General features: G+C 72.9%; 20 protein-coding genes. 5 read left to right on the top strand and 15 right to left on the bottom strand.

Annotated features, from left to right (window positions below):
• Positions 1-236: 236 nt before the first annotated feature.
• The 9 genes from ACFFR3_RS30795 to ACFFR3_RS30755 all read right to left on the bottom strand — a co-directional run bounded on the left by ACFFR3_RS30795 (position 237) and on the right by ACFFR3_RS30755 (position 9780).
• A complete protein-coding gene (locus tag ACFFR3_RS30795) occupies positions 237-1250 on the bottom strand; it encodes a LacI family DNA-binding transcriptional regulator (RefSeq protein WP_379484273.1) in 1014 nt (337 codons plus the stop codon).
• Positions 1247-2335 carry a Gfo/Idh/MocA family protein gene (locus ACFFR3_RS30790; RefSeq protein ID WP_345385998.1) on the bottom strand — a complete coding sequence of 363 codons (1089 nt, stop codon included), beginning with the start codon at positions 2333-2335 and terminating at the stop codon, positions 1247-1249. Before ACFFR3_RS30790 ends, ACFFR3_RS30795 begins: the two co-directional genes overlap by 4 nt.
• Positions 2332-3177 (bottom strand): amidohydrolase family protein, encoded by an 846-nt coding sequence (locus ACFFR3_RS30785; protein ID WP_379484272.1) that lies wholly within the window; start codon positions 3175-3177, stop codon positions 2332-2334. The genes ACFFR3_RS30790 and ACFFR3_RS30785 overlap by 4 nt, the downstream gene beginning before the upstream one ends.
• Positions 3178-3211: 34 nt before the next feature.
• Positions 3212-3673, bottom strand: a complete 462-nt coding sequence (locus ACFFR3_RS30780) for a VOC family protein (RefSeq protein ID WP_345385996.1) — start codon at positions 3671-3673, stop codon at positions 3212-3214.
• The gene (locus tag ACFFR3_RS30775) at positions 3670-4644 is read right to left on the bottom strand and encodes an alpha-ketoacid dehydrogenase subunit beta (protein ID WP_379484271.1); all 975 of its coding nucleotides are present in this window, start codon (positions 4642-4644) and stop codon (positions 3670-3672) included. Before ACFFR3_RS30775 ends, ACFFR3_RS30780 begins: the two co-directional genes overlap by 4 nt.
• Positions 4637-5584: a thiamine pyrophosphate-dependent dehydrogenase E1 component subunit alpha gene (locus ACFFR3_RS30770; RefSeq protein ID WP_364384746.1), complete on the bottom strand. Its 948-nt coding sequence runs from the start codon at positions 5582-5584 to the stop codon at positions 4637-4639. The genes ACFFR3_RS30775 and ACFFR3_RS30770 overlap by 8 nt, the downstream gene beginning before the upstream one ends.
• Positions 5577-7094, bottom strand: coding sequence for a class-II fumarase/aspartase family protein (locus ACFFR3_RS30765; RefSeq protein ID WP_345385992.1), 1518 nt, complete (start codon positions 7092-7094; stop codon positions 5577-5579). Before ACFFR3_RS30765 ends, ACFFR3_RS30770 begins: the two co-directional genes overlap by 8 nt.
• A 1-nt stretch (position 7095) precedes the next feature.
• Positions 7096-7854 (bottom strand): SDR family NAD(P)-dependent oxidoreductase, encoded by a 759-nt coding sequence (locus ACFFR3_RS30760; RefSeq protein WP_364384752.1) that lies wholly within the window; start codon positions 7852-7854, stop codon positions 7096-7098.
• Positions 7855-7986: 132 nt separating this feature from the next.
• On the bottom strand, positions 7987-9780 hold the full coding sequence (locus tag ACFFR3_RS30755) for an aldehyde ferredoxin oxidoreductase C-terminal domain-containing protein (protein ID WP_379484270.1): 1794 nt from the start codon (positions 9778-9780) through the stop codon (positions 7987-7989).
• 146 nt (positions 9781-9926) lie between these two features.
• Between ACFFR3_RS30755 and ACFFR3_RS30750 the strand changes: the two genes are divergently transcribed.
• Positions 9927-11195 carry a cation:proton antiporter gene (locus ACFFR3_RS30750; protein ID WP_364384758.1) on the top strand — a complete coding sequence of 423 codons (1269 nt, stop codon included), beginning with the start codon at positions 9927-9929 and terminating at the stop codon, positions 11193-11195.
• Between the two features lie 13 nt (positions 11196-11208).
• Here the strand turns inward: ACFFR3_RS30750 and ACFFR3_RS30745 are convergent, their stop codons facing one another.
• Positions 11209-13269: a protein kinase domain-containing protein gene (locus tag ACFFR3_RS30745; RefSeq protein WP_379484269.1), complete on the bottom strand. Its 2061-nt coding sequence runs from the start codon at positions 13267-13269 to the stop codon at positions 11209-11211.
• 175 nt (positions 13270-13444) lie between these two features.
• Positions 13445-14230: an AMP-binding protein gene (locus ACFFR3_RS30740; RefSeq protein ID WP_345385977.1), complete on the bottom strand. Its 786-nt coding sequence runs from the start codon at positions 14228-14230 to the stop codon at positions 13445-13447.
• A 330-nt stretch (positions 14231-14560) separates the two neighbouring features.
• On the opposite strand from ACFFR3_RS30740, the gene ACFFR3_RS30735 reads away from it, so the two are divergent.
• Positions 14561-15469, top strand: coding sequence for a transglycosylase SLT domain-containing protein (locus ACFFR3_RS30735; RefSeq protein ID WP_379484268.1), 909 nt, complete (start codon positions 14561-14563; stop codon positions 15467-15469).
• Between the two features lie 30 nt (positions 15470-15499).
• Here ACFFR3_RS30735 and ACFFR3_RS30730 read toward each other — a convergent pair whose 3' ends face one another.
• Together ACFFR3_RS30730 and yczE are read right to left on the bottom strand one after the other, a co-directional pair.
• Positions 15500-17254, bottom strand: coding sequence for a glycoside hydrolase family 15 protein (locus ACFFR3_RS30730; protein ID WP_345385973.1), 1755 nt, complete (start codon positions 17252-17254; stop codon positions 15500-15502).
• Between the two features lie 79 nt (positions 17255-17333).
• On the bottom strand, positions 17334-17936 hold the full coding sequence (gene yczE, locus ACFFR3_RS30725) for a membrane protein YczE (RefSeq protein ID WP_364384773.1): 603 nt from the start codon (positions 17934-17936) through the stop codon (positions 17334-17336).
• A gap of 63 nt (positions 17937-17999) precedes the next feature.
• Between yczE and yczR the strand changes: the two genes are divergently transcribed.
• Positions 18000-19433, top strand: coding sequence for a MocR-like transcription factor YczR (yczR, locus tag ACFFR3_RS30720; RefSeq protein ID WP_364384776.1), 1434 nt, complete (start codon positions 18000-18002; stop codon positions 19431-19433).
• 3 nt (positions 19434-19436) lie between these two features.
• On the opposite strand, the gene ACFFR3_RS30715 is transcribed toward yczR, so the two are convergent.
• A complete protein-coding gene (locus tag ACFFR3_RS30715) occupies positions 19437-20045 on the bottom strand; it encodes a trimeric intracellular cation channel family protein (protein ID WP_345385969.1) in 609 nt (202 codons plus the stop codon).
• Between the two features lie 11 nt (positions 20046-20056).
• A complete protein-coding gene (locus ACFFR3_RS30710; protein ID WP_379484267.1) occupies positions 20057-21538 on the bottom strand; it encodes a peptide MFS transporter in 1482 nt (493 codons plus the stop codon).
• Between the two features lie 145 nt (positions 21539-21683).
• Here ACFFR3_RS30710 and ACFFR3_RS30705 point away from each other — a divergent pair, with 145 nt between their 5' ends.
• Positions 21684-23519: an AMP-dependent synthetase/ligase gene (locus ACFFR3_RS30705; protein WP_379484266.1), complete on the top strand. Its 1836-nt coding sequence runs from the start codon at positions 21684-21686 to the stop codon at positions 23517-23519.
• 70 nt (positions 23520-23589) lie between these two features.
• Positions 23590-24861, top strand: coding sequence for a hypothetical protein (locus ACFFR3_RS30700; RefSeq protein ID WP_345385961.1), 1272 nt, complete (start codon positions 23590-23592; stop codon positions 24859-24861).
• The last annotated feature ends 63 nt before the right edge of the window (positions 24862-24924 follow it).

The raw sequence follows: 24924 nt of genomic DNA, 5'->3' as shown, positions 1-24924 counted from the left end.
GAAACTTACACGTTCGCCGGTTCCGTGGCCCTGCTGTGAGCTGGGAAGATGTGGATGCCGGCGGGCTCGGCTCTTGACGGAGCGCCTTGACGTCCTTAGCGTTCGGGCCACTTTCGACCTGCGATGTTAGCGCTAACACAAGCTCTGGCATCAGCGCCGCCGGAAGCCGCGCCGCGTCACAGGAACCGGCCGGACGCCCCCGCGTCCGGCCGCGCTCCGCCATGTCCCATCGATCTCTAGTCGGGCGGGGGAGCGGTGGAGCGTCGGTGGATGAGCTCGATGGGGCCGGTCAGCACTTCGGCGACCGTCGCGTCCGGGTCGAGGCCGCCCAGCAGCCTCACCCCGCGCCGGCCCAGCTCGGCGAGCGGCATCCGCACGGTGGTGAGCGCCGGGTTGAGGTAGCCGGCCAGGTCGAGGTCGTGCACCGCGACGATGGACACGTCGCGCGGGATCTCCAGCCCGGCCGCCCGTACGCCCTCCATCGCGCCGATGGCGGAGGCCACGTTCGCCACGAACACCGCCGTCGGCCGCTCGCCCTCGGGCGCCTCGGCCAGCAGCCTGGCCATCGCCGCGGCCCCGCCGGCCGGCGTGTAGCCGGCCGCCGTGATCGGCCCCTCGGGCAGGCCGGCGTCGCGCATCGCCGCCGAGTAGCCGGCCGACCTGCGCGCGGCCGTGTCGGCGCGCGACGGTCCCGCGAGGTGCGCGATGCGGCGGTGGCCCAGGCGTACCAGGTGCTCGACGGCGAGCGCGGCGGCTCGCTGGTCGTCGAGGATGACGTAGCGCTTGACGCCCTGGCTGCGGTTGTTGAGCATCAGCCACGGGATCGCCGCCTGGTCGAGCTGCGCGGCCAGGTCCGCGTCCTCGCCCGTGCCGGCCAGCAGCAGCCCGTCGATGCGGCCCTGCCCGATGCGGTCCATGTACTCGCCGAGCCCGGCCCCCGTGGCGCTGCCGGTGACCAGCACGTAGCCCTGCGCGGCGGCCTCCGACTCGGCGCCCTTGATGATCTCGGCGTAGACGGGGTTGGCGAAGTCAGGGATGAACAGCCCGAACATGTGCGCCCGCGACGTGCGCAGGCTGCGCGCCGCCACGTTCGGCCGGTAGCCCAGCTCCTCGATCGCGGCCAGCACCCGCTCGCGCGTCTCCTGCCGGATGTTGAGCGTCGGATCCTTGTTGACGACGCGCGAGACGACGGCCCTGTCGACCCGCGCCATCGCGGCGACGTCGGCGAGCGTCACCCGGGCGCGCTTCATGCCGGTGATCCCGGGCGTACGCTCCGGCCGCTGTCCATCGACCGGTAGAGCGCGTCGAGCAGGCGCAGCGTGCCGAGGTTGTCGGCGCCCGACGTCTCGGGCTCGCCGCCCTCGGCGACAGCCCGCAGCAGCGACCCCATCGGCCCGGCCACCGCGTCGGGCAGCCAGCGCCGGGTCACCGGGTACGGCAGCCATCCGTCCGTCGGCAGCGCCCGGCTGCTCACCTCCAGGGTGTCGGGGCGGCCGTGCGGATAGTCGTACAGCAGGCCGAGCGTGCCCCTGATCGCGCCCTCGGCGCCGTCGATGCGGAAGGCCGCCTCGCCGTCGCCGGTGCGGTTCTCGTGGGTGGCGTGCACCAGCGCCCGCACCTCGCCGGGGTAGACCAGCGTGCTCATCGTGCGCGTCTCACCCTTGGCGACCTGGCCCGGCGTCCGGCTGCCGGTGCAGAAGACCAGCTCGGGGTCGCCCAGGACGGACCTGATCGCGTCGAGGTAGTGGATCGAGTGGTAGACGATCTCCAGCCGGTCGGTGGTGACCAGCCAGTCCCACGCGCTCCAGTCGGTGAAGATGTTCACGGTGAACGTCATCGCCGTCGGCTCGCCGATCCAGCCCCGCCGCACCATCGCGCGCGCGGCCGCGATGCCCTCGTCGAAGCGGAGCTGCTGGTTGACCGCGATCTTGCGGCCGGCCGCCGCGGCGAGGCCCACCAGCTCCTGGCCGGTGGCCACGTCGGGCGCGAACGGCTTCTGGCAGAGCAGGTGCTTGCCGGCCGCCAGCGCCTGCCGCGCGATGCCCGGCTGCGCGCCCGGCGCGACCGCGACGTCCACGACCTCGGCCCGCTCGTCGGCCAGCAGCTCCTCCAGCGTCCCGTACACGCGCGGCACGCCGTGCCGGGCGGCGACCTCGGCGGCGCGGCCCGCGTCGAGGTCGAACAGCCCGGTCACCTCCAGCCCGGCCTGCCGGTAGGCGGGCAGGTGAGCCACGTCCACGATGGCCCCGGCGCCCACGATCGCGACCGGCCTGCGGTGCTCCGCCGGGATCGTCAGGTCGGCGGCGGCCGCGATGGGCGCGAACACGTCGATCACCGCTCCTCCATCCCGTAGCAGCGGGCGGCGGTGCCGCCGAGCACCTGCGCGCGGCCGGCCTCGTCCAGGCCCGACAGGGCGACCTGCGTCTCCCGCCACACCTTGGCGTAGTCGCCGGCCAGTGTGGCCACCGGCCAGTCGCTGCCGAACATCAGCCGCTCGGGGCCGAACAGCTCGATCGCGTGCTCGACGTACGGCCGCAGGTCCTCGCCGGTCCACGTCCCGGCGTCGGCCGCGGTGTTCAGCCCCGACACCTTCGCGTACACGTCAGGGCACTGCGCCGCCCGCGCCAGCAGCGACGCCCACGGCTCCCACCCCTTGTCCTTGATCGGCGGCTTGGCCAGGTGGTCGATCACCATGCGCAGCCCCGGCACCCGCTCGGCCAGCACCGGCACGTGCTCCAGATGCCGGGGGAGCACCGCCACCACGTCGAACGGCAGCCCGGCCGCCGCCAGCAGCCGCAGCCCCTCGATCACGGGCTCCTGGAGCACCCAGTCCGGGTCGGGCTCGTCGTGGATGAGGTGCCTGATCCCGGCGAACCTGGCGTGCCGCCGGTACCGCTCCAGCGCCTCGGCCGCCTCATCGGGCCGCGCCAGCGGCACCCAGCCGACGACCGCGCCGATCACGTCGTACGCGTCCGCCTGCGCCAGCATCGCGTCGGTGTCGGCGTAGGAGTCCATCGCCTGCACCAGCACCGTGCGGTCCACGCCCGCCGCGGCGAGCTGGGGCAGCAGCTCGGGCGGCTCGAACGTACGGAAGATCGGCCCCGACTCCGGCGTCAGCCAGGGGTACGAACCCGTCTCCACGTTCCAGAAGTGCTGGTGGGCGTCGATGACGGTCATCCAGCTTCCCTTCCCATGATCAATCGTTTGAGCGTCACAAGGTAGCAGGAGGTTGGACGAGTTCCAGCGTGATCTCGTCCGGGTCCAGGAAGTAACAGGCGTAACCGCCCTTGTTGACCCCCGCGGTGATCTCGGCGGGCGGGTTGACGAAGCGCACCCCGGCCGCCGACAGCCGGGCGTGCTCGGCCCGCGCGTCCTCGACGGTGAGCGCCAGGTGGGCGGCGCCGGGCAGGTGGCGGGCCGGGTCGCGGGCTTCGCCGCGCGGGCGTACGTACTCGACCAGCTCCAGGTCGTGCGTGGAGACGCCGCGCGGCTGCCCCGGCACGGCGAGCTGGGCCACCCGCAGCACCGCGCCGGGATGGCCGACCAGCCGCCGGGTGTAGGCGTTGTCCTGGGTCTGCGTGTGCACCAGCGTGAAGCAGAGCAGGTCGCGGTAGAAGGCCACGGACCTGTCGAGATCGGCCACCGTGAACGAGAAATGCCAGACGCCTCTCATCCCTTCACCAGCTCACGTACGCTCCCGGCGATCCGGGCGGCGTCCGGCACCAGCGACTCGGCCAGCACCGGCGCGGCCGGCATGCGCACGTCCGGCGTGCCGATCCTGATCGGCGGCGCGAGCAGCGGCGCCCCCGCCTCCGTGACGCGGGCGACGACCTCGGCGCCGAAGCCGCCGGTGACGTTCGCCTCGTGGACGACCGCGAGCCGGCCCGTCCGCCGGACGCCGCCGAGCACCGCGCCGACGTCGAACGGGTTGAGCCACGGCGTCTCCAGCACCTGCGCCTCGACACCCTCGCCGGCCAGCCGCTCGGCCGCCTCCAGCACCCGGTGCGTCATCGCCCCCCAGGTCACGATCGTCACGTCCGAGCCGTCGCGGCGGGTGCGCGCCCCGCCCATCGGCCTGACCGGGCCGTCGGTCTCGACCGGCTCCTTGGCGCCGGAGTACAGCGTGCGGTTCTCGATCACCAGGACCGGGTCGTCGCCGTGCACCGCCGTCACCAGCAGGTCGTACGCGTCCTGCGGCGTGCTCGGCATGCACACCCGCAGCCCCGGCACGTGCAGGAACAGCGCCTCCAGCGACTGCGAGTGCTGCGCGCACGCGCCGGGCGCGTTGCCCTGCTGGGTGCGGATCGTCAGCGGCGCCGTCAGCCGGCCGGCCGAGACGTACCGCACGTTGGCCGCCTGGTTGACGATCTGGTCCAGCGCGACCAGCGAGAAGTCGGCCCACATGATCTCCACGATCGGGCGGCGGCCGAACATCGCCGCCCCCACCGCGCTGCCGAGGATCGCCGACTCGCTGATCGGGGTGTCGAAGACCCGCTCGCCGTACTGCCTGCGCAGCCCTCGCGTCACCCCGAACACGCCGCCAGGCACGGCCACGTCCTCGCCGTAGACCAGCGTCTGCGGCAACTCCTCCATCACCCGGTGCAGGGCCGCGTTCACGGCCTCGCCGTAGGTCAGCTCACGCATGAAGGTGCTCCCTCGCCGTCGCCGGGTCGGCGGGCGGCGCCGCCTGCGCGGCCGCCGCCGCGGCCTCCGTCTCCTCGCGGGCCCGCCGCTCCACCGCGTCGATCTCCCGCTCCGGCACGCCGTCGGCCAGCAGGCCCGCGCGCAGCCGCGCGATCGGCTCCCCGCGCCTGATCCGGTCCAGCTCGCCCGGCTGCCGGTAGGTCTCGGCGTCGCCGATGTAATGGCCCACCAGCCGCTCCGTCATGCACTCCAGCAGCGTCGGCCCGCCGCCCTCGCGGGCCACCTCCAGCGCGTCGCGCACGTGGAAGCGCACCGCCTCCGCGTCGTTGCCGTCCACACGGTGGCCCGGCATCCCGTACGCGGCGGCGCGGTCCGCGAGCCGCGGGTTGCCCACCATGCCGGCGATCGGCGTCAGCTCCGAGTAGCGGTTGTTCTCGCACACGAACACCACCGGCAGCTTGAAGGCCGCGGCGAAGTTCATCGCCTCGTGCACCGCGCCCTGGTTCATCGCGCCGTCGCCGAACACGCTCACCGCGACCCGGCCGGAGCCGTCGTGCCGGCCCGCCAGCGCCGCCCCGCAGGCCAGCGGCGCGCCCGCGCCGACGATCGAGTTCTCACCGTGGAAGCCGTACTCGGCGGCCGTGAAGTACGCCGAACCGCCGCGCCCCCCGTTGACCCCGCTCGCCCGGCCCATCAGCTCCGCGAACAGCGGCTCCGCCGGGACCCCGCGCGCCAGCGCCCACCCGTGCCCCCGGTAGGTCGCGAACAGCGCGTCCTGCTCCTCCAGCTCGCCGCACGCCCCGGCCGGGATCGCCTCCTGCCCGATGCACAAATGCACCGACCCGACGATCGGGCCCTGCGCCCGCAGGTCGCGCACCTTCTCCTCGAACGCGCGGATCCGCCACATGGCCAGCAGGTCCGCCAGCCGCCGCTCACTCATGCCCGCTCCTCAGCACTCGTTCTTCAGGTGCTCGTTCTTCGGGCGCTCGTTCCTCCTGCGCTCGCTTTCCGGGCGCCCGCTCCGGCTCCTGCCCTGCGGGCGCCTCCCTCCAGGCATTGAGCGCCGCGGCGCAGATCGCCCCGGCGTCGCCGACGTAGGACTCCGGCGGGATGGGCAGCGGGCCCAGGCTCTCCAGGTCGCCGGGTCCTGCCGTCCCGCGCAGCGCGTCGGCCAGCGCCAGGCCCTGCTCGCGCGCCTCGTGCGCCGCCCGGTAGACCAGGTCGTGCGCGCGCTCCCTGCCCAGCGCCGGCGCCAGGCGCATCATGTACGCCTCCGCCATGATCAGGCCGCCCTCCGCGTCCAGGTTGGCCCGCATCGCCTCCGGATAGACCCGCAGGCCCGCCGCCACGTCGGCGGCCGTGGCCAGCGCGCCCGCGGCCAGCTCCGCCAGCAGCGGCACCACGTACCACTCCACCTGCCACTCGCCGGCCGCCCGCTCGTGCCCCGCCTCCATCGCGCGGAACAGGCCAGAGCTGAGCGCGCCCGCCGTGCCCGACATGCCGATCACGGCCTCGCAGCCGATCGGGTTCGCCTTCTGCGGCATCGTCGAGGAGGCGCCCCTGTGGTGGCCGCCCGCCTCGCGCACCTCGCCCACCTCGGTCCTCGACAGGTCCACGACCTCCCGGGCGAAGCGGGCCGCCGTCGCCGCCAGCGACGCGCACGTCACGCCGAACTCCGCCACGCCGTCCCTTGCCACGTGCCAAGGCACCTCGGCCGTCCGCAGGCCCAGCTCGCGCGCCATGACCGCGCGGACGTCGGAGGAGCGCCCGCCCATGGCCGCCGAGGTGCCGCCCGCGCCGAACAGCGACACCACCCGCACCTGCCGCCCGGTCGCGGCCACCCGCTCGCGCTGCCGCGTCACCTCCGCCAGCAGCACCGCCATCTTCGCCCCGAACGTCGTCGGCACCGCCTGCTGCGCGTGCGTGCGGGCCGCGACGACCGTGCCCGCGTGCTCGCCCACCAGCCGCGCCACCGCGTCGCCGAACCCGCGCAGCAGCTCGGCCAGCCGGTCGAGCGCCTCGCCGAGCTGCAGGGACAGGCCGGTGTCCATGATGTCCTGGGTGGTCGCGCCGTAGTGCACGCGTCCGTCCGGCCCTTCGGGCAGCGCCGCCGCGATCATCCTGACGAGGGGGAGGATCGGGTAGCCCACGTTCACCGCCTCCGACCACAGGCGCGGCAGGTCCACCGTGGCGGGCACGCAGGCCGCGGCGATCGCCGCCGCGTCCTCTCGCGTGATCACGCCGGTCTCCGCCTGCGCCCTGGCCAGCGCCGCCTCCGTACGCAGCCAGGCCAGCACCGTGCGCTCGGCGGAGAAGATCTCGGCCATCGCGGGGTCACCGAACAGCTCGGGCAGCAGCTTGAACGTCTGCCGTGTCGGCTGCCGTGTCGTCTGGTGGGCCGTCTGGTGGGCCGTCTGGGGGATCGTCTCCGGGGTCCTCCGGGGGGTCAAGTCAGTTCATCTCCAGTCCGCCGTCGACGTTGAGCGCCTGGCCGGTCACGAACGACGCCAGGTCGCTGGCCAGGAACAACACCGCCGCCGCCACCTCCTCGGGCCGCCCCACCCGCTTGAGCGGCGAGCGCTCGCCGACCTCCTTCAGGTAGCCCTCCCCGGCCCCTGGGCCGAAGTGGCGGTCGCGGTCGCTGATGATCTCCTCCCACATGGGGGTGAGGACAACGCCGGGGCAGACCGCGTTCACCCGTACGGGGGCCAGGGCCTCTGCCGCCGACCTGGTCAGCGACAGCAGCGCCGTCTTGCTCGCCGAGTAGTGGGCCGCGTTCGGCCGGCCCGAGCGGGCGGCCACCGAGGCCAGCGTCACGATCGAGCCGGCGCCCTGCCCGGCCATCCGCCGCCCGGCCGCCTGCGTCAGCCAGAAGGTGGCGTTGAGGTTGACGTCCACGACGCGCAGCCACTCGCCGGGCTCGATGTCGAGCAGCGGCGTGGTGCGCATGATGCCGGCGCAGTTGACCAGCACGTCGAGCCGGTCGAGCCCGTCCACCAGGGCTGCGGCCTGGGCGCGGTCGGTGAGGTCGGCCGGCCGCGCCGCCGCGCCCAGCTCCGCCGCCGCCCGGCTCAGGCGCGGGCTTTCGAGGTCGGAGAGCACGACATCGGCTCCCGCGTCGGCCAGGGCACGGGCGCAGGCGAACCCGAGACCGCCCGCGCCGCCGGTGACGAGCGCGGTCCGGCCGGTCAGGTCGATCGTGACAGGCATCCGTCTCCCTCTTCCAGGTCAAACGTTTGACCAGACCCTAACAAGGAGCCAGCAAACGGAACAAGGGATCGTTCAATCGTTTTTATCGGGATATTTCCCCGATTGACCAGACAGGTGAAACGAACCGCGCGGTCAGGAGGCGTGAGCCCAGCCCAGCTCCTCGTAGAAGGCCCGGCGTGCGCGCGCGAACGCCTCCCTGTTCAGCGCCGCTCCCTCATAGAGGCCGGTCGTGATCGGCTCGTCGTGCAGGCGGGCCGGCAGGTCCTCGCTCAGCAGGTCGGGGAAGCCGTCAGACGCCGCGGCTTCGCGCAGCGCGTAGGCGCGCATCCCGTCCAGGCGGGCCTGGCCGGCGGTCAGCAGGTCGTCCAGCGTGAACGGCTCCCCGAGCACGGCCGTCACCAGCGTGGTCAGGCGGTCGATGGTGAGCGGGCGGGTCGGGGTGGAGGCGAAGACGCACAGGTTGAGCGCGTCCAGGCCGCTCCACAGGCGCAGCAGGCGGGCGCTGCGCCGGCCGCGCTCCTCGTTCAGCTCACCGGCCGGGGCGGGGGCGGCGCCGGCCCTGGCGGCCTCGGGGAAGCTGTAGCCGAGCCCGGCGACCGGGTCGAAGTCGAGATCGTGCTCCAGGGCGTCGTAGCGGGGGCCGCCGGGGGCGAGGGCGTACCCGAGCCCGATGCCGGGCTGCGGGCGCGGGTCGAAGCACGGCAGCTCGGCGCCCTTGGCCGTCATCGCGTACGTCCGCGCCTCAGGCCCCAGGCGCCGCGCCGCCCTGGCGGACCCCTCCGCCAGCAGGTCGCCGAGGGGGCCCGACCGGGTGGCGACGTCCTCGATCAGCTCCGGCAGCGCCGCCGCGTCCCCGAACGCCGGCCCGCCCGGCAGCAGCCCGCGCCCCGCGCACTCCATCGCGAAGGCCAGCGTGCCGCCGAGCGAGACCTGGTCGAGGCCGAGGTCGTTGCAGCGGGCGTTGGCGGCGAGCACGGCGTCGAGGTCGTCGATGCCGAGATTCCACCCCAGCGACAGGAACGCCTCCTGCCCCAGCCCACCGGTCCGCCCGCCGTACACCTTGAGACAGTCGTTAGGACAGCCGGGACAGGCGCCGGTCGTGGCCACCGCCCGCCCGTCGTAGTCCCCCTCGACCGGAACCCGCAGCCCAGGCGGCCCCGGCACGGAGAAATTCCGGACGGAGGCGTACCCGGGGGCGAGCGTGTCCCCGACCCACCCGGCGAACCCCGGCACGCCGGCCTGCAGCGCGGCGAGCGGATTGGTGGCGAGCGCCCCCTGGTAGTAGGCGCCCAGCGCCGCGACGGTCCCAGGATCGGCCACCTGGGCCGGCGCACCGGACCCCACGCACACGATGGCCTTCAGATTCTTGGCCCCGAACACCGCACCCAGCCCGTAACGTCCGGCGGCGAAGGCGTAGTCGGTGACGACACTGGCGTACCGGACGAGATTCTCACCCGCCGGCCCGATCGCCGCCACGTGCGCGCCCTCGCCGTGCCGCTCCCGCAGCGCGTCGGTGGCGGCCGCCACCCCCAGCCCGCTCAGCTCACCGCACTCACGCACGCTCACCTCGCCGCCCTGGATCAGCAGGTACGACACCCGCTCGGCCCGCCCCGTCACCGCGAGAGCCCTGGCCCCGGCGGCCCGCATCCCCGCCGCGAACGGCCCCAGCGCGTGCGCCTCCCCGGCCGCCCCGGTCAGCGGCGACTTGGCCAGGAACACCGCCTTGGCCAGCCCAGGCGCGTGCGTCCCACCGAGCATCCCGGCCGCGACGTACAGCAGCGCGCGCGGATCGTACGGATCGAGCCCAGCCGCCGTCCGCTCACTGAGCAACCGCAACCCCAGCACGGACCCGCCGTAGTGCCCCTTCTCCGCCGTCCGATCTTCCCTCTCGATGTTCCCGCTGCTCAGATCCACGATGAACGGCACCGCACGGCCTCCCGAACTCGGATGCTGGAACCGGGCGGCACCACATCACATACCACCGCATCTCCGCAACCCCCGCCCAGGCGCACCCCCTTTCCATCAGGTGGAAGAAGGCGGGCAAGTGGTGATAAAGAGTGATCTTCCGGGCAGTGACCGGAGTGATGTCCACCCTCGACCTCATGCTGGCGCTCGGCGGTGCCGCCGCGCTGCTCGCCGCCATCCTCCCCGACGTGCTGGCACGCCGCCCCGTGTCGCTGCCGCTGGTCTACCTGGTGGCGGGCGTGCTGCTGTTCGCGCTGCCCATCGGGCTGCCCGAGCCCGACCCGATCACCCACCGAACGGCGCTGGAACATATCACCGAGCTGTGCGTGGTCATCTCGCTCATGGGCGCGGGCCTGGCCATCAACCGGCGGACCGGCCCGCGCGGCTGGTCCACGACCTGGCGGCTGCTCGGCCTCGCCATGCCGATCACCGTCGTCATGGTGGCCGCGGCCGCCGTCGCGCTGCCCGGCTGGCCGCTCGCGGCGGCGCTGCTGCTCGGGGCAGTGCTCGCGCCCACCGACCCGGTGCTCGCCTCCGACGTGAGCGTCGGCGAACCCGTGGACGCCGAGAACGCCGACGACGAGGTCCGCTTCGCCCTCACCTCGGAGGCGGGGCTGAACGACGGGCTGGCCTTCCCCATCGTGTACGCCGCCATCGCCGTCGCCGTGTCCACCGGCGCCGGCTGGCTGGGGGAGTGGGCGCTGACCGACGTCCTCTACCGCACCGCCGCGGGACTGGTGGCGGGCCTGCTGATCGGGTACCTGCTCGGCCGGCTGTTCTTCCGCGGCGCGGCGGGCGGGCCGCCCCTGTCGGAGCGCCGCGACGGGTTCGTCGCCCTCGCGGCCACCTTCCTGGCGTACGGGGTGACGGAGCTCATCCACGGGTACGGCTTCATCGCCGTGTTCGTCACCGCCTGCGCCATCAGGAGAGCCGAGCACGGGCACGGCTACAACAACGTCCTGCACGGGTTCGTCGAGCAGCTCGAGCGGCTGTTCACCGCCTGGCTGCTGCTCCTGCTCGGCGGCTTCGTCGCCACCGGCGGCCTCGCGGCGCTCACCTGGCGCGGCGCCGCCGTCGGCCTGCTGCTCCTGCTGGTGATCCGCCCGCTGGCGGGCTGGCTGAGCCAGTGGGGCGGCCGCGCCGGGCCCCGCGAGCGGCTGGCCATCTCGTTCTTCGGCATCCGGGGGGTCGGGTCGCTGTTCTACCTGGCGTACGCGCTCGGCGTGGCGGACTTCGGCGTACCGGCGGAGGAGTTGTGGGCGGTCACCGGCTTCACCGTCGTCGTCTCGGTGGTCCTGCACGGCATCACGGCCACGCCGATCATGCGCCACGTGGACGCCATCAGAGACGGCAGCACCGCCACCTCCGACCGGTGACCCCGCCCCCTGCTCAGGACGGCCCCAGGCTGTAGACGTACACCCAGCTCCCATCGTTGGCCCCGACGACGACCGGCCGGCCGTCCAGCTCGGCCAGTGCCAGGTCATAGAGCCCATTCGCCACGCGGGGGCCGAGCAGGCCGATGGTCTCGCCGTCGTCCAGGTCGCACACCCGGACGACCACCCCATGGGGCAGGTGGGCCACCACCGCGATGGGAACGTCGCCCAGCTGTCCCGCGACCAGCGCGATCGCGCGCCGGTCCGCTGTGACCTGCCACTTCCTCCTGCGCTCTCCGGTGACCAGGTCGTACACGCGCAGGGTGGCGTCGAGATGCGTGGAGACCAGCACCGGCTCGCCCCTGTCCACGCCGCAGGCCAGCAGATCGATGCCGCCGACCTTCTCCGTCGTGAACGAGCGCAGCAGCGTGCCCGAGGACAGCCGCCACAAGCGCACCCGGTTGGCGCCGTCGCCCGTCACCATGATGTCCTCGCCGTCCACGCGGCCGAACGCCAGGCCCCTGATGCCCTGGAAGTGGCCGGTGATGGCGGGGCCGATCTGCTTGCCCGTGGTGACGTCCCACAGGCGGACCACACTGTGCAGGTCCCGTAACTGATCGTATTTCTCCGACACCGCCACCGCCCGGCCGCCCGCCACCGTGACGGCGCGAACCCTGTCCTTGACCCGGTGAGTGGCGAGCCGCCGCCCGGACAGGTCCCACAGGTTCAGCCGGCCGTTGGAATGCCCTGACATCGCGACCGTCCGGCCGTCCACGGTGCCCACCGCGACCGACGCCACCCGGTCGCCGCCGTCGCCCAGCCGGGCGATCGGTTCGCCCAGCTCCCAGCCGAGAATGACTCCGTTCTCCGTGCCGCACACCACCGTGCTCCCCGCCGCGGCCAGCGCGGTCAGCTTCCCGGCGCTGCCGCGCGGCACCTCCACCGGCTCACCGAGCTCCGTCCCGAACGGCTCCACCGCCGCCGCCGGACTCGCGGACGGCGTCGGGGTCGCCGAGGCGCGGGCGTCCGGCGTTCCGCCGGCACGCCCCTCCGCCGCCGGACTCGGCGACAGCCCGCCGTCCGCCCGCCTCGCAGGCGTGTCGTCCGGCCGTAGCAGCACGAACGCCGACCCGCCGAGCGCCGCCGCCACGACCCCGCCGATGAGCACCCGCCGGCCGACCCTGCCCTCCCGCCCCTGCAGGTCCGCGGTGTCGGGGTAGGGCCCGGGGACGGGCGGACGGGGAACGGCTTGGGTGTTGCCAGGGGGCGGGGTAGTGGGGCGGATCAGGATGGTGAGGAGGTCGCCGGGTGAGGGGCGGGCGGCGGGATCCTTGGCCAGGCAGGAGGCGATCAGGTCGCGTAAGGACGCGGGCACCCCCGTCAGGTCGGGGTCGCCGGTCAGGATGCGGTTCATGATCACGGCCATCGCGTCGCCGCCGAACGCCGGGCGGCCGGTGGCGGCGAAGACCATCGTGCCCGCCCAGCTGAACACGTCCGACGCGGGCCCCACCCGCTCCCCGCGGAACTGCTCGGGCGACATGTACGCCGGCGTCCCCACCGCGCCCGACGTCGCGGTGGTCGCGTCGAGCGCCCTGGCGATGCCGAAGTCGATGACGACGGGCCCGTCCGGCCCCATGAGGACGTTGCCAGGCTTGAAGTCCCGGTGCACGATCCCCGCCTGGTGGATGGCGGTCAGCGCGGTCAGGGTGGAGGTCGCCAGCCGGTGTAACGCCCCGCCGGTGCGCGGCCCCGAGACGCGGACGACCGCGAGGAGCGTGTCGCCGGGGACGTACTCGCTGACGATGTACGGCCGATCGTCCAGCATCCCGACGTCCAGCACCGCCGCCGTGCAGAACGCGGCCACCCGCCGCGCCGCCTCCACCTCGCGCAGGAACCCCCGCATGACGTCGCCGTCCTGGGCGAGGTGGCTGTGCAGCAGCTTGATGGCGACCTCGCGGCCCGTGCCGTCGACGCCGCGATAGACGGTGCCCTGCCCGCCGGAGCCGAGCACGCCGACGAGCCGGTGGTCACCGATGCGTACGGGGTCGGCGGGGCGGAGCGGGCGCATGTCCGGCATCCCGCTCCTTTCACGGACCTATCGCTGTGATCCATACGATAAGCCCGCCCCCGCCGGTTCCACACGCATGCCTCGCCGCCCGCCACGCCCGCAGGACGGCCCGATACGCCGAAAGCCCCCGATCAGCGCCGGACCGAAGCCGCGCGCACCCAGGTCTCGCGATCAGCCGAGCCGTTCACAGCAGCATTCGCAGCGTCGTTGACGGGCCGTTCAAGGGGCCGTTCACAGGGCCGTTCACAGGGCCGTTCGCAGAATCGTTCATGGGGCCGTTGATGGGGGAGCCGTCCGCCGCCGCGCCCTCCCCGAACGCCGGCAACTCCAGCACGGTGCCGTCGAAGGCGGGCAGCCGCTCCCGCAACCCGCCGGGCACGAGTATGGTCCTGGCCCCCGAATCACGCAGGACCACCTCGATCCTGGCCGCCGGATAATCCGGATCAAGCGGCAGATAGGCGGCGCCGGTCTTCATCGCGGCGAGCATCCCCGCCATGGTCCCGGCCGTCCGCCCCGCGACGATCGCGACCACCTCCCCGTCCTTCACCCCGCCGGCCACCCCGCCGGCCGCCCCACCGGTCGCCCCGCCGGGGACACCACCCGTGCCACCGGCCGCCGTACCACCGGCACCACCCGAACCGGCACCGCCCGAACCGGCACCGCCCGAACCGGCACCGCCCGAACCAGCGGCACCGCTTTGGCCTGTGTCACTGCCAGGGCCGGCGGCATTGCCCGGGCCGGCCTCGATGAGGCGGGCCAGGCGGTCGGCGGCGGCGTTGAGCTCGCCGTACGAGACGGTGCCCTCGCCGTCCACCACCGCCGCCCGCTCCGGAGCCTTGGCCGCCCACTCCTCGAACAGCACCACCATCCCGGCCCTCCCGGGCCTTTCGGACAGCGGTGAGGCGGCGCCGTTCGCCCCGCCGTCGTTCCTGTGCCGGATCGGGGTCTCCCCCTGCGGCATTTCGCGCATCGCGCCATCCTTCGTACGGACAGGCATGGCGGCCTCAACGCTGAGACCGGACCGAACGCCCGCTACGAGAACCTCCGTGGGAACGCTCCCAACAACTTCCAGGGTAGGGAGACAGGCGCGCCGCGGTCCAGTGGAACCGGCAGCTCCACCGGCCGGCAAGCGGAAAACGCCCCTGACATCCCGGCTGACCAGCGCGTTCGCCGGACAACGTTTTGGCAACATTGCGGCGAGCAGTTCCGCGAAGAACACCGATCGCCCCCGATTTGTTGGGAGCGCTCCCACAGCGCAAGCGCCCACACCCGCCCCGGACACCGGGTAGGTTCCGGAGTCATGAAGGCACGCCGCCGGCCCCGCCGGGCACCCGCGCTCGTCACCGCCGCCGCGCTCCTGCTCACGGCGGCCTGCGGCGCCCCGGCCCGGAGCGCGGGCAGCGAGCCGTCCCCGGCCGCCGCAACCCCCACCACGCAGGAGCCGGAGGTCGACCGGCTCCCCGAGCCGGGGAAGAAGCTCCCGAAGAGCGCGGCGGACCTGGCCACCGCGATCAGCGAGACCACCGAGAGGCTCAACGAGGCCATCGACGGGTGGACGAAGAGCGGCGAGCCCGAGCTGCCCGAGGACGTCGAGCTGCTCGCCCTCTACCACCAGCGCCTCTACCGCTGGGCCGCCCGCCACCCTGAGGTCGCCTCCAAGGCCTTCGCCCGCCTGCCCAAGAAACTCAGGGCGCAGGCCGAGGACAACACCTCGGCGCTGCGCGAACTGCTCGCCCTGACCCGGCCGATCAAGCCGTCCGCGGTGTTCAGGACCCGCGACGCCCGCCCGGCCGGCGAGCTGCTCGGCTACTTCAAGAAGGCCGAGCGCCGCTTCGGGGTCGAGTGGGAGGTGCTGGCGGCGGTCATGTTCTCGGAGACGAAGTTCGGCCGGGTGCGGTCGGACAGCCACGCGGGGGCGCAGGGGCCGATGCAGTTCATGCCGGCCACCTGGAAGGCGTACGGGCTGGGCGGCGACGTGCAGGACCCGCGCGACGCCGTCATGGGCGCCGCCAACTACCTCAAGGCCACCGGCGCTCCGCGCGACTACCGCAGGGCCCTGCACGCCTACAACCCGTCGCAGGCGTACGTGAACGCGATCCTGCTGCACGCCCGCCAGATCAGGCGCGACCCGCGCGCCTACTACGCCTATTACGCCTGGCAGGTCTTCGTCCTCACGACGGAGGGCGAACGCCGCCTGACGGGCCCGTGAGCGAACGCCGCCGCACCGCCCCGTGACGGATCAGGACAGCGCGCGGGCCGCGTGCACCAGGGGCACGTGGCTGAAGGCCTGCGGGAAGTTGCCGACCAGCCGCCCGTAGCGCGGGTCATACTCTTCGGCGAGCAGCCCCACGTCGTTGCGCAGCGTCAGCAGCCGCTCGAACAGCTCCTTCGCCTCCTCCTTGCGCCCCTGCATGGCCATCACCTCGACCAGCCAGAAGCTGCACGCGAGGAACGCGCCCTCGCCGCCGGGCAGGCCGTCCACGTCGTTGTCGGCGGCCAGCGGGTAGCGCAGCACGAAGCCGTCGGCCATCAGCTCCTTCTCGATGGCCGCGACCGTGCCCGCCACCCTGGGGTCGTCGACGGGCAGGAAGCCCACCATGGGGATCATCAGCAGCGCGGCGTCGAGCTCGGACGAGCCGTACGACTGGGTGAAGGTGTTGCGCTCGGCGTCGAAGCCCTTGTCGCACACCTCGGCGTGGATGGCGTCGCGCAGCGTGCGCCACTTCTCGACGGGGCCGACGCGGTCGAACTGCTCGACGTACTTGACGGCCCGGTCGAGCGCCGCCCAGCACATGATCTTGGAGTGCACGAAGTGGCGGCGCGGGCCGCGCACCTCCCACAGGCCCTCGTCGGGCTCGTCCCAGTGGTCCTCCACGTAGTCGAGGAGCTGGCGCTGGATCGTCCAGGCCCGGTCGTCCGGCCACAGGCCGCGGGTGCGGGCGGTGAACAGGCAGTTCATCACCTCGCCGTACACGTCGAGCTGGAGCTGCTTGACCGCCTCGTTGCCGATGCGGACGGGACGGGAGCCCTCGTAGCCGTCGAGCCAGTCGAGCATCAGCTCGGGCAGGCGGCGCTCGCCGGCGACGCCGTACATGATCTGGAGGTCCTGGGGGCGGCCGGCGATGGCGCGCAGCAGCCAGCCGCGCCAGTCGGCGGCCTCTTCGAGGTAGCCGGAGCTGATGAGCGCGTCGAGCGTCAGCGTCGCGTCGCGCAGCCAGCAGAAGCGGTAGTCCCAGTTGCGCACCCCGCCGAGGTCCTCGGGCAGCGACGTGGTGGGCGCGGCGACGATGCCGCCGGTCGGCGCGTACGTCAGCCCCTTCAGCGTGATCAGCGACCGGACCACGGCCTCGCGGTACGGCCCCTCGTAGGTGCACTTCGCCACCCACTCGGCCCAGAACGTTTCGGTCTCGCCGAGCTGGTTCTCGCACTCGATCTGCGGCGGCATCGGCTCGTGGGAGGGATGCCAGGTGAACACGAACGGCAGCCGTTCGCCCTCGTTGACGGTGAACGTGGCCCGGTGGGCGTAGTCGCCGCCCTTGAGCGGCACGGGGGAGTGCAGCCACACGGAGTCGGGGCCGCCGATGGCCTGCAGGTGGCCGTTGGTGCGCCGCACCCAGGGCACGATGCGGCCGTAGTCGAAGCGCACGCGCAGCTGGGTGGACATCTCGACGCTGCCGGAGACGCCCTCGACGATGCGGACGACGTCGGGGTTGCGGTCGCGCGGCGGCATGAAGTCGATCACCCGGACGGTGCCCGTGGGGGTGTCCCACTCGCTCTCCAGGATGAGCGTGTCGGGGCGGTAGCGGCGCCGGGTGGCCGGTCTGCGCCCGGTGGGCCCGAGCCACCAGTGCCCGTTGCGCTCGCTGCCGAGCAGCGCCGCGAAGCACGAGGGCGAGTCGAACCTGGGCAGGCAGAGCCAGTCGATCGAACCGTCGCGCGCGACGAGCGCGGCGGACTGCATGTCTCCGATCAGGGCGTAATCCTCGATCCGCATGCCTAGACGGTACTCGGCGCGGGGTGATCCCGGGTCCGGGCCGATCATGTCGCGTCAGGTCCGGCCCGGACGCCCGGGATCACGTCAGGGGGAACCAGCGGGTGAACAGCTGGACCAGCGGTCCGATGGCCAGCGCGAACACCAGGGTGCCCAGGCCCACGGTGCCGCCGAGCAGCGCGCCCGCGGCCAGCATGGTGACCTCGATGACGAGCCGGGCGACGCGTACGGACAGGCCGAGGCGGACCAGGCCGGTCATGAGGCCGTCGCGGGGACCCGCGCCCATGCCGGCGCCGATGTAGAACAGGGTGGCGAAGGCCACGGTGGCGACGGCGAGACCCACATAGACGATCTGGACGGCGAGGACATCGGGCGTGGGCAGCAGATGGAGTGCGGCGTCGGCGAACAGGCCGACGAACACCACGTTGCTGATCGTCCCCAGGCCGGGCTTCTGCTTCAGCGGGATCCACAGCAGCATGACCAGCGCGCCGGCCAGGATGATGACGGTGCCGATGGTCAGGCCGAGCTTCAGGGCGACGCCCTGGTGGAAGACGTCCCAAGGGCCGTTGCCGAGACCCGACTCGACCTGCAGGGCGAGGCCGAGGCCGTACATCGCGAGCCCGCCGTAGAGGCGGAGGAGGCGCACCGGGAAGGAGCGCGGCCGTGGGACGGTGGTTTCACTCATAGTGGCTCCACAGTGGCAGGCATCCCCTTGCACATAACAGGGCCAATGGCGGAAAGTGGCCTTATGCGGCACCTGTCCGCCACGCAAGTGGCCCGCCTCGCCGGTCTCGATCCCGGCGCCCGCCCCTACTACCGCGCACTCGCCGACCGCGTCCGCGCCCTCATCCTCGACGGCCAGATCCCCATCCGCGTCCGCATGCCCGCCGAGCGCCACCTGGCCGAGACGCTCAAGGTCAGCAGGACCACCGTCACCGCCGCGTACGACCTGCTGCGCGAGCGCGGCTACCTGGAGAGCCGGCAGGGCTCGGGGAGCTGGACCGCGCTGCCCGACCCGGCCACCACCGCCGACAACCCGTGGCTCAGCACCGACGGCGACGGCCTCGTGCAGCTGCACGCCGCCGCGCCGCCGGCCCCCTGCGCGCTCACCGAGGCCATGACCGAGGCGGTGGCCGACCTGCCCCGCTACGGCATGGGCAACGGCTACGACCCCATGGGACTGCCCGCGCTCAGGGAGCGCATCGCCGCCCGCTACACCGCGCGGGGCGTGGCGACCAGACCGGAGCAGATCCTCGTCACCACCGGCTCCCAGCACGCGCTGCAGCTCGTCTTCGGCCTGCTGGCCGGGCCGGGCGACCCGGTGCTGGTGGAGTCGCCCACCTACCCGCACGCCATCGACACCGCCAGGCGGCGCGGCGCCCGCATCGTCCCGGTCGGCGTCTCGCACGAGGGCTGGGAGCAGGATCTGGTGGCGGGGGCGATGCGCCAGGCGGCGGCGCGGCTGGCGTACCTGATGCCGGACTTCCAGAACCCGACGGGCGCGCTCATGGAGGACCCCGTGCGCGCCGCGATCACCGGCGCCGCCCGCCGGGCCGGCACCACGCTGCTGGTGGACGAGACCTGGGCCGAGCTGGCGCTGGACGAGGTGCCGCACACCTCACCGATGGCCGCCTTCGACACCGACGGCCGGGTGATCAGCGTCGGGTCGGCGTCCAAGCTGTGGTGGGGCGGGCTGCGCATCGGCTGGGTGCGCGCGGGTGCCGCGCTGATCCGCCGGCTGGCCACGTTCCGCGCGTCGGTCGACCTGGCCAGCCCCGTGCTGGAGCAGCTCGTCGTGGCGCGGCTGTTCGACCGGCTGGAGGAGACGCGCGCCGAGCGCCGCCGCGCGCTGCGCACCTCCCGCGCGGCGCTGATCGCGGGGTTGCGCGAGCACCTGCCCGAGTGGACGTTCGAGCCGCCCAGGGGCGGCGGCACCCTCTGGGTACGCCTCGCGGAAGGCACCGGCTCGGCCGCGCTCGCCGAGGCCGCCGCCTACCACGGGCTGCGCCTGGCCCCAGGACCGTGGTTCGGCCTGGACGGCACGCTGGAGAACTACCTGCGGCTGCCGTTCACCCAGCCGGCCCAGGTGCTGGAGGACGCCGTCGTCCGGTTGCGCGCCGCGCTCGACCACGGCCCGCTGGCCGCCCCCAGACCGGGCGACTCGCTCATCGGGATGGTCTGAGGCTCACTCGCCGGCGCCCCTGGCCAGCGGCGCCCGCCAGTTGCGCCGCATCGCGGCGATCCGCAGCCCGAACGCCAGCACCGCCGCCGCCAGCGTGGCGGGCCAGCCGTGCAGCCCGTACGACGCCAGCCCCGCCATCGCCGCGGACCCCATCAGGGCCGGCACGGCGTAGAGCTGGCGGTCGTACAGCAGGGTCGGGATCTCCCCGGCCAGCACGTCGCGCAGCATGCCGCCGCCGACCGCCGAGGTGACGCCGAGCAGCGAGGCGTGCAGCGGGCTGAGGCCGTACTCCATGGCCTTGGCCGTGCCGACCGCGCAGAACAGCCCGAGCCCGGCCGCGTCCAGCACCAGGATGGCCGGCATCACCCTGGCGACGTGCGGATGCCAGAAGAAGACGATCACCGTGGCGGCCAGCGGCACCAGCACGTAGCCGAGGCTCTGGAAGGCGGCGGGCCGCACGTTCAGGATGAGGTCGCGGACGAGGCCGCCGCCCAGCGCGGTGATCTCCGCCAGCACCGCCATGCCGACGACGTCGAGGCGTTTGCGCACGCCCATGAGCGCGCCCGACAGCGCGAAGACGAAGATTCCGGCCAGGTCGAGAAGTTCGGACACGTTGGGAATGTCTACCGCATGGCCGGATCGTGGTGCTCGGCCATCATCACCCGCAGCTTCTTCGCGAACATGAACAGCGCCGCCCCCGCCACGATCGCCATCGCCGCCAGCACCAGGTAATAGGCCGGATCCGACAGCACCCGGCCGAGGCGCCCGGTCTGCCCGCCCACCGCGTCGCCCACCGACGTCGCGATGAACCACACGCCCAGCATCTGCCCCTTGAACGCCTCGGGCGCCAGCTTCGTCGTCACCGACAGCCCGACCGGGCTCAGCGACAGCTCGCCGAACACCTGCACCAGGTAGACCAGCACCAGCCACCACACCGACACCCTGCCGGTGCCCGCCAGCGCCGCCGCGAGCGCCATCACCACGAAGCTCAGCCCCACCATGACCAGCGCGAACGCGAACTTCTGCGGCGTGCTCACCCGCGTGCCCAGCTTCAGCCACAGCGCCGCGAACACCGGCACGAAGATCATGATGAACAGCGGGTTGAACGACTGCGTGGTGGCCGCCTGGATCGGCAGCCCGAACAGCGACAGGTCGGTGTGGTCGGCGGCGAAGAACAGCAGCTTGCTGGGCGCCAGGTCGTAGATCATCCAGAACACCGCGGCCGCCACGAACAGCCAGATGTAGGCCTTCATCCTGATCCGCTCGTCCTCGGTCAGGTTGTGGCTGCCGAGCAGGATGTAGGCGAAGTAGACGATCGGCACGATCAGGATGAGCACGGTGATCACCACCGTGAGCCGGTCGACCGTCAGCGTCCCCGTCGCCGCCCACACGCCCAGCGCGACCGCGACGAGCGCCACGGCGCCGAGCGCGATGCCGGTGAAACGGCGCCGCTCGCGCCGGGTCAGCCGCAGGCCGGGCCGCTCGCCGACGCCGCGCAGGCTCTTGCCGCCCCACACGTACTGCACCAGGCCCAGCGCCATGCCGACCGCTGCCGCGCCGAACCCGAGATGCCAGCGGTCGCCCGCGGCCAGCCAGCCCACGACGATCGGGGCGAAGAACGCCCCCAGGTTGATGCCGAGATAGAACAGCGAGAAGCCGGAGTCCCTGCGCCCGTCGTCGCCCTCGGGATAGAGCCGGCCCACCATGACCGAGATGTTCGGCTTGAGCAGGCCCGTGCCCGTGATGATCAGCAGCAGGCCCAGCCAGACGAAGAACGGCGTCGTCACCGGGATCGCCATGCTGATGTGCCCCAGCATGATGACGAACCCGCCCCAGAACACCGACCTGCGCGCCCCCAGGATGCGGTCGGCGACCCAGCCGCCGGGCAGCGCCACCAGGTAGATGAGCGCGCCGTAGACGCCGACGACCGCCTGCGCCGTCTCCTGCGACAGGCCGAGCCCCTGGTGGGCGGGCGATGCGGCCATGAATGTGGCCAGGATCGCGCGCAGGCCGTACCAGGAGAAGCGCTCCCACATCTCGGTGCTGAACAGCGTGGCCAGCCCCCACGGATGCCCGAAGAACGTCCTGCCGTCACCGTTACTCACGCGCGCCCCCAGACACCATGCGCATTCTTTCGATCACTGTACGTGAACAACACGGATCTTTCTCCGCAAGCTCTTGCCGGTCCCCGCGCGCTGTGGTGCGATGCATGCCACTCGCATAAGTGATTACTGACAGGAGGCGGGTGCCATGGCCGAAGTGCTTGACGTCCGGGCCGAGATCCTGCGAGAGATCGCCGGCCGTACCGTCTGCGAGCAGCTCGCGAACGCTGCCGAGCAGCATGACGACGCACCCGCCTACTCCGACCCGGAAGGCGACGGCTGGCGCACGCTCACCTACGCCGAGGCCCGCACACGGGTGCTGGAGATCGCCGCCGGCTTCGCCGCGCTCGGCCTGCGGCCGGGGGAGTCGGTGGCGCTCATGATGGTCAACCGCAGCGAGCACGTGCTGGCCGACCTCGGCGCCGTGCACGCCGGCGGGGTGGGCTGCACGATCTACTCGACGTTCGCGCCCGACCAGATCGCGTTCGTGGCCGGCGACGTCGGCGCCCGCTACGCCGTGCTCGGCGGCCCCGCCGAGCTGGCCCGCTGGGAGCCCGTGCTCGACCGCCTCGACGGCCTGCGCAAGATCATCATGCTGGACGGCGCCCCCGCCGGAGACCGCTTCATGACCTGGGACGCCTTCCTCGGCCTCGGCCGCGAACACCTGGCCGCCGACCCCGGCGCCGTCGAGGCCCGCTGGCGCGCGGTCACCCCCGGCGACGTCGCCACCGTGCTCTACACATCGGGCACCACCGGCACCCCCAAGGGCGTGCCGCTCACCCACACCAACATCTTCTACGAGGTCGCCGCCACCGACCGGATGACCTCGCTGCCCGAGCGCGGCACCCAGATCTCCTACCTCACCTACGCCCACATCGCCGAGCGCATCCTCAGCCTCTACCTGCCGCTGGTGAAGGTCTCCCACGTGCACTTCTGCACCGACCTCGCCAACCTCGGCACCACGCTCGGGCAGGTCAGGCCGATGATGTTCTTCGGTGTGCCGCGCGTGTGGGAGAAGATGATGGCCAGGCTGCAGGCCGTGCTCGCCACCCAGCCCGACGAGCAGCAGGCCGCCGTACGCGCCGCCATGGCCGCCGGCGCCGCCTACGTCGAGGCCGGCCAGTACGGCCGCACGATGACGCCCGAGATCCAGGCCGCGTACGAGAAGGCCGACGCGTCCCTGCTGTCCGTCATCCGCGGCCTGATCGGCTTCGACCGCGCCGAGTGGACCGCCACCGGCGCCGCCCCCTTAGCCGACGAGGTACGCCACTTCTACGCCGGACTCGGCCTCAAGGTCATCGACGTGTACGGCATGACCGAGACCACTGGCGCCTTCACCGGCAACAGCCCCGCCTGCTACCGCCTCGGCAGCGTCGGCATGGCCGAGCCAGGCGTCGAGGTCCGCATCGCCGAGGACGGCGAGATCCTCACCCGCAGCCCGCTCAACACCGCCGGCTACCTCAACAGGCCCGAGGCCACCGCCGGGTTCATCGACGCCGACGGCTGGCTGCACACCGGCGACATCGGCGCCGTGGACGAGGACGGCTTCTACCGCGTCGTCGACCGCAAGAAGGAGCTGATCATCACCGCGGGCGGCGAGAACATCTCGCCCGCCGAGATCGAGAACCACCTCAAGCAGCACCTGCTCATCGGCCAGGCGCTCGCCTACGGCGACCGGCGCCCCCACACCGTCGCCATCCTCACGCTCGACGCCGAGACCGCGCCCGGCTGGGCGCAGTCGCGCGGCATCACCTTCGGCTCGCTCGCCGAGCTGGCCGAGCACCCCGAGGTGCTCAAAGAGGTGGAGGAGGCGGTACGCGCGGCCAACGAGAAACTGGCCCGCGTGCAGCAGGTGAAGAGATGGGCGCTGCTCGGCGTGGAATGGACGGCCGAGACCGAGGAGCTCACCCCGAGCCTCAAACTGAAGAGGCGGATCATCCACTCGAAGTACGCCGACATCATCGAAGGGCTCTATTCAGGCTGATCCCGGCTTTGCCATTCGGGGCGTGTGTTGTGGCTGTGCCCATTACCGGCCGGTTCCTACCGTCTCGATCATGACCACAAGCCGAAGCCTTCTTCTCGTCTCGCTCGCGGCGGGGTCGCTCACGGTGCCCGCACCGGCTGCCTCCGCCGCGACCGAGCCCGCCATCCGTGCCATCACCGTACGACCCGCGCAACCGGTGGTCGGGGCGCACGGCTCCGTCCGGCTGGTGATCGACGTGATCGCCAGAGGGGTGCGGGGTAAGGACGGCGTCACCGTCAAGGTCGAACCCGGCGCCCCACCGGCCGGCGCCCCGCAGCCACGTCCCGCCACCCCACCCGCCACCCCACCCGTCACCGCACCCCAGAACCCGCCGCCTCCCGCCCAGACCGGCTCCCCGGTGACACCACCCGGCGAGACCCAGACCCCGGACCAGGACGCGCCCGAGGAGGCGGTCCAGCAGCCGCCTCAGCAGGAGGCGCAGGAGGAGACCCAGGAAGCGGCTCAGGACGCAACCCGGTCCGACGCCCAGAGCCCCACGCAGTCCGACGCCCAGAGCCCCGCACAGGCCGGCACTCAGGCCGGCACCCAGTCTGGCGCCCAGGCCGACGCCCAGGTCCCGGTGAAGGCTCCGCCCGCCCTCGCGCCCGGCCGGCAGCCCGCCCAGCAGCCCGCGATCACCCCGGCCCGCGCGACCCAGGCGCCCGTGACCGCGCAGGCCGGCGTGCAGCAGCCCGCCCAGCAGGCCGCGTCCCAGCAGCACGTCATGAACCCGCGGCCGGTCCAGGTCGGGGTGACGGCGCCCAAGGTCGGCGTCCAGCCCCAGACCGGCGAGGTGATCCCGCCCCGGCTGGTGTGGCGCCGCATCCCGGTGCCGCCCGCCCGGATGGCCGACGGCTGGGAGACGTGGCGTTTCCTGCCGGACAAGCGCCTGAACCGCTACTACCCGGCCGGCACCTGGACGATCACCGCCACGGCCAAGGGCAAGGACGGGAAGACGGCCGTCCAGTACGCCTCGTTCGAGCTCAAGCGGGAGAGCAGGCTGTCGTCCGTACGGGCGGAGAAGTCGGCCCGCGGTGACGGCGTGCGCCTGCGCGGCTCGCTCACCAGGGTCGATCCGCGCGGCCTGACCGACTACGGCCCGTTCGCCAAGCAGCGCCTGGAGATCCTCTGGCGTCCCGACACCACCTCGGCCTGGGAGAAGGCGGGCCAGGCGACGACGGACGCGTCCGGCGCGTTCGTCCAGACGGTCCAGGGACATACCGGTGGTTATTGGCGCGTCCGCTACACCGGAACTGGACATTACGCACCAGACAATTCAAAAGCGCACCAAATCGCACAGTAGCCGGTTCCGGTAATGGACGTGCGCAAACGCGTCGTTGCCGATTCGTGATCGGATGTACTGCAA

Origin of the sequence: Nonomuraea salmonea (genome assembly GCF_042428605.1) — a bacterium.
Taxonomy (GTDB): Bacteria; Actinomycetota; Actinomycetes; order Streptosporangiales; family Streptosporangiaceae; genus Nonomuraea; species Nonomuraea salmonea.
Note: the sequence above shows the minus strand (reverse complement) of the source record. Positions and strands in the feature narration are given on the sequence as shown.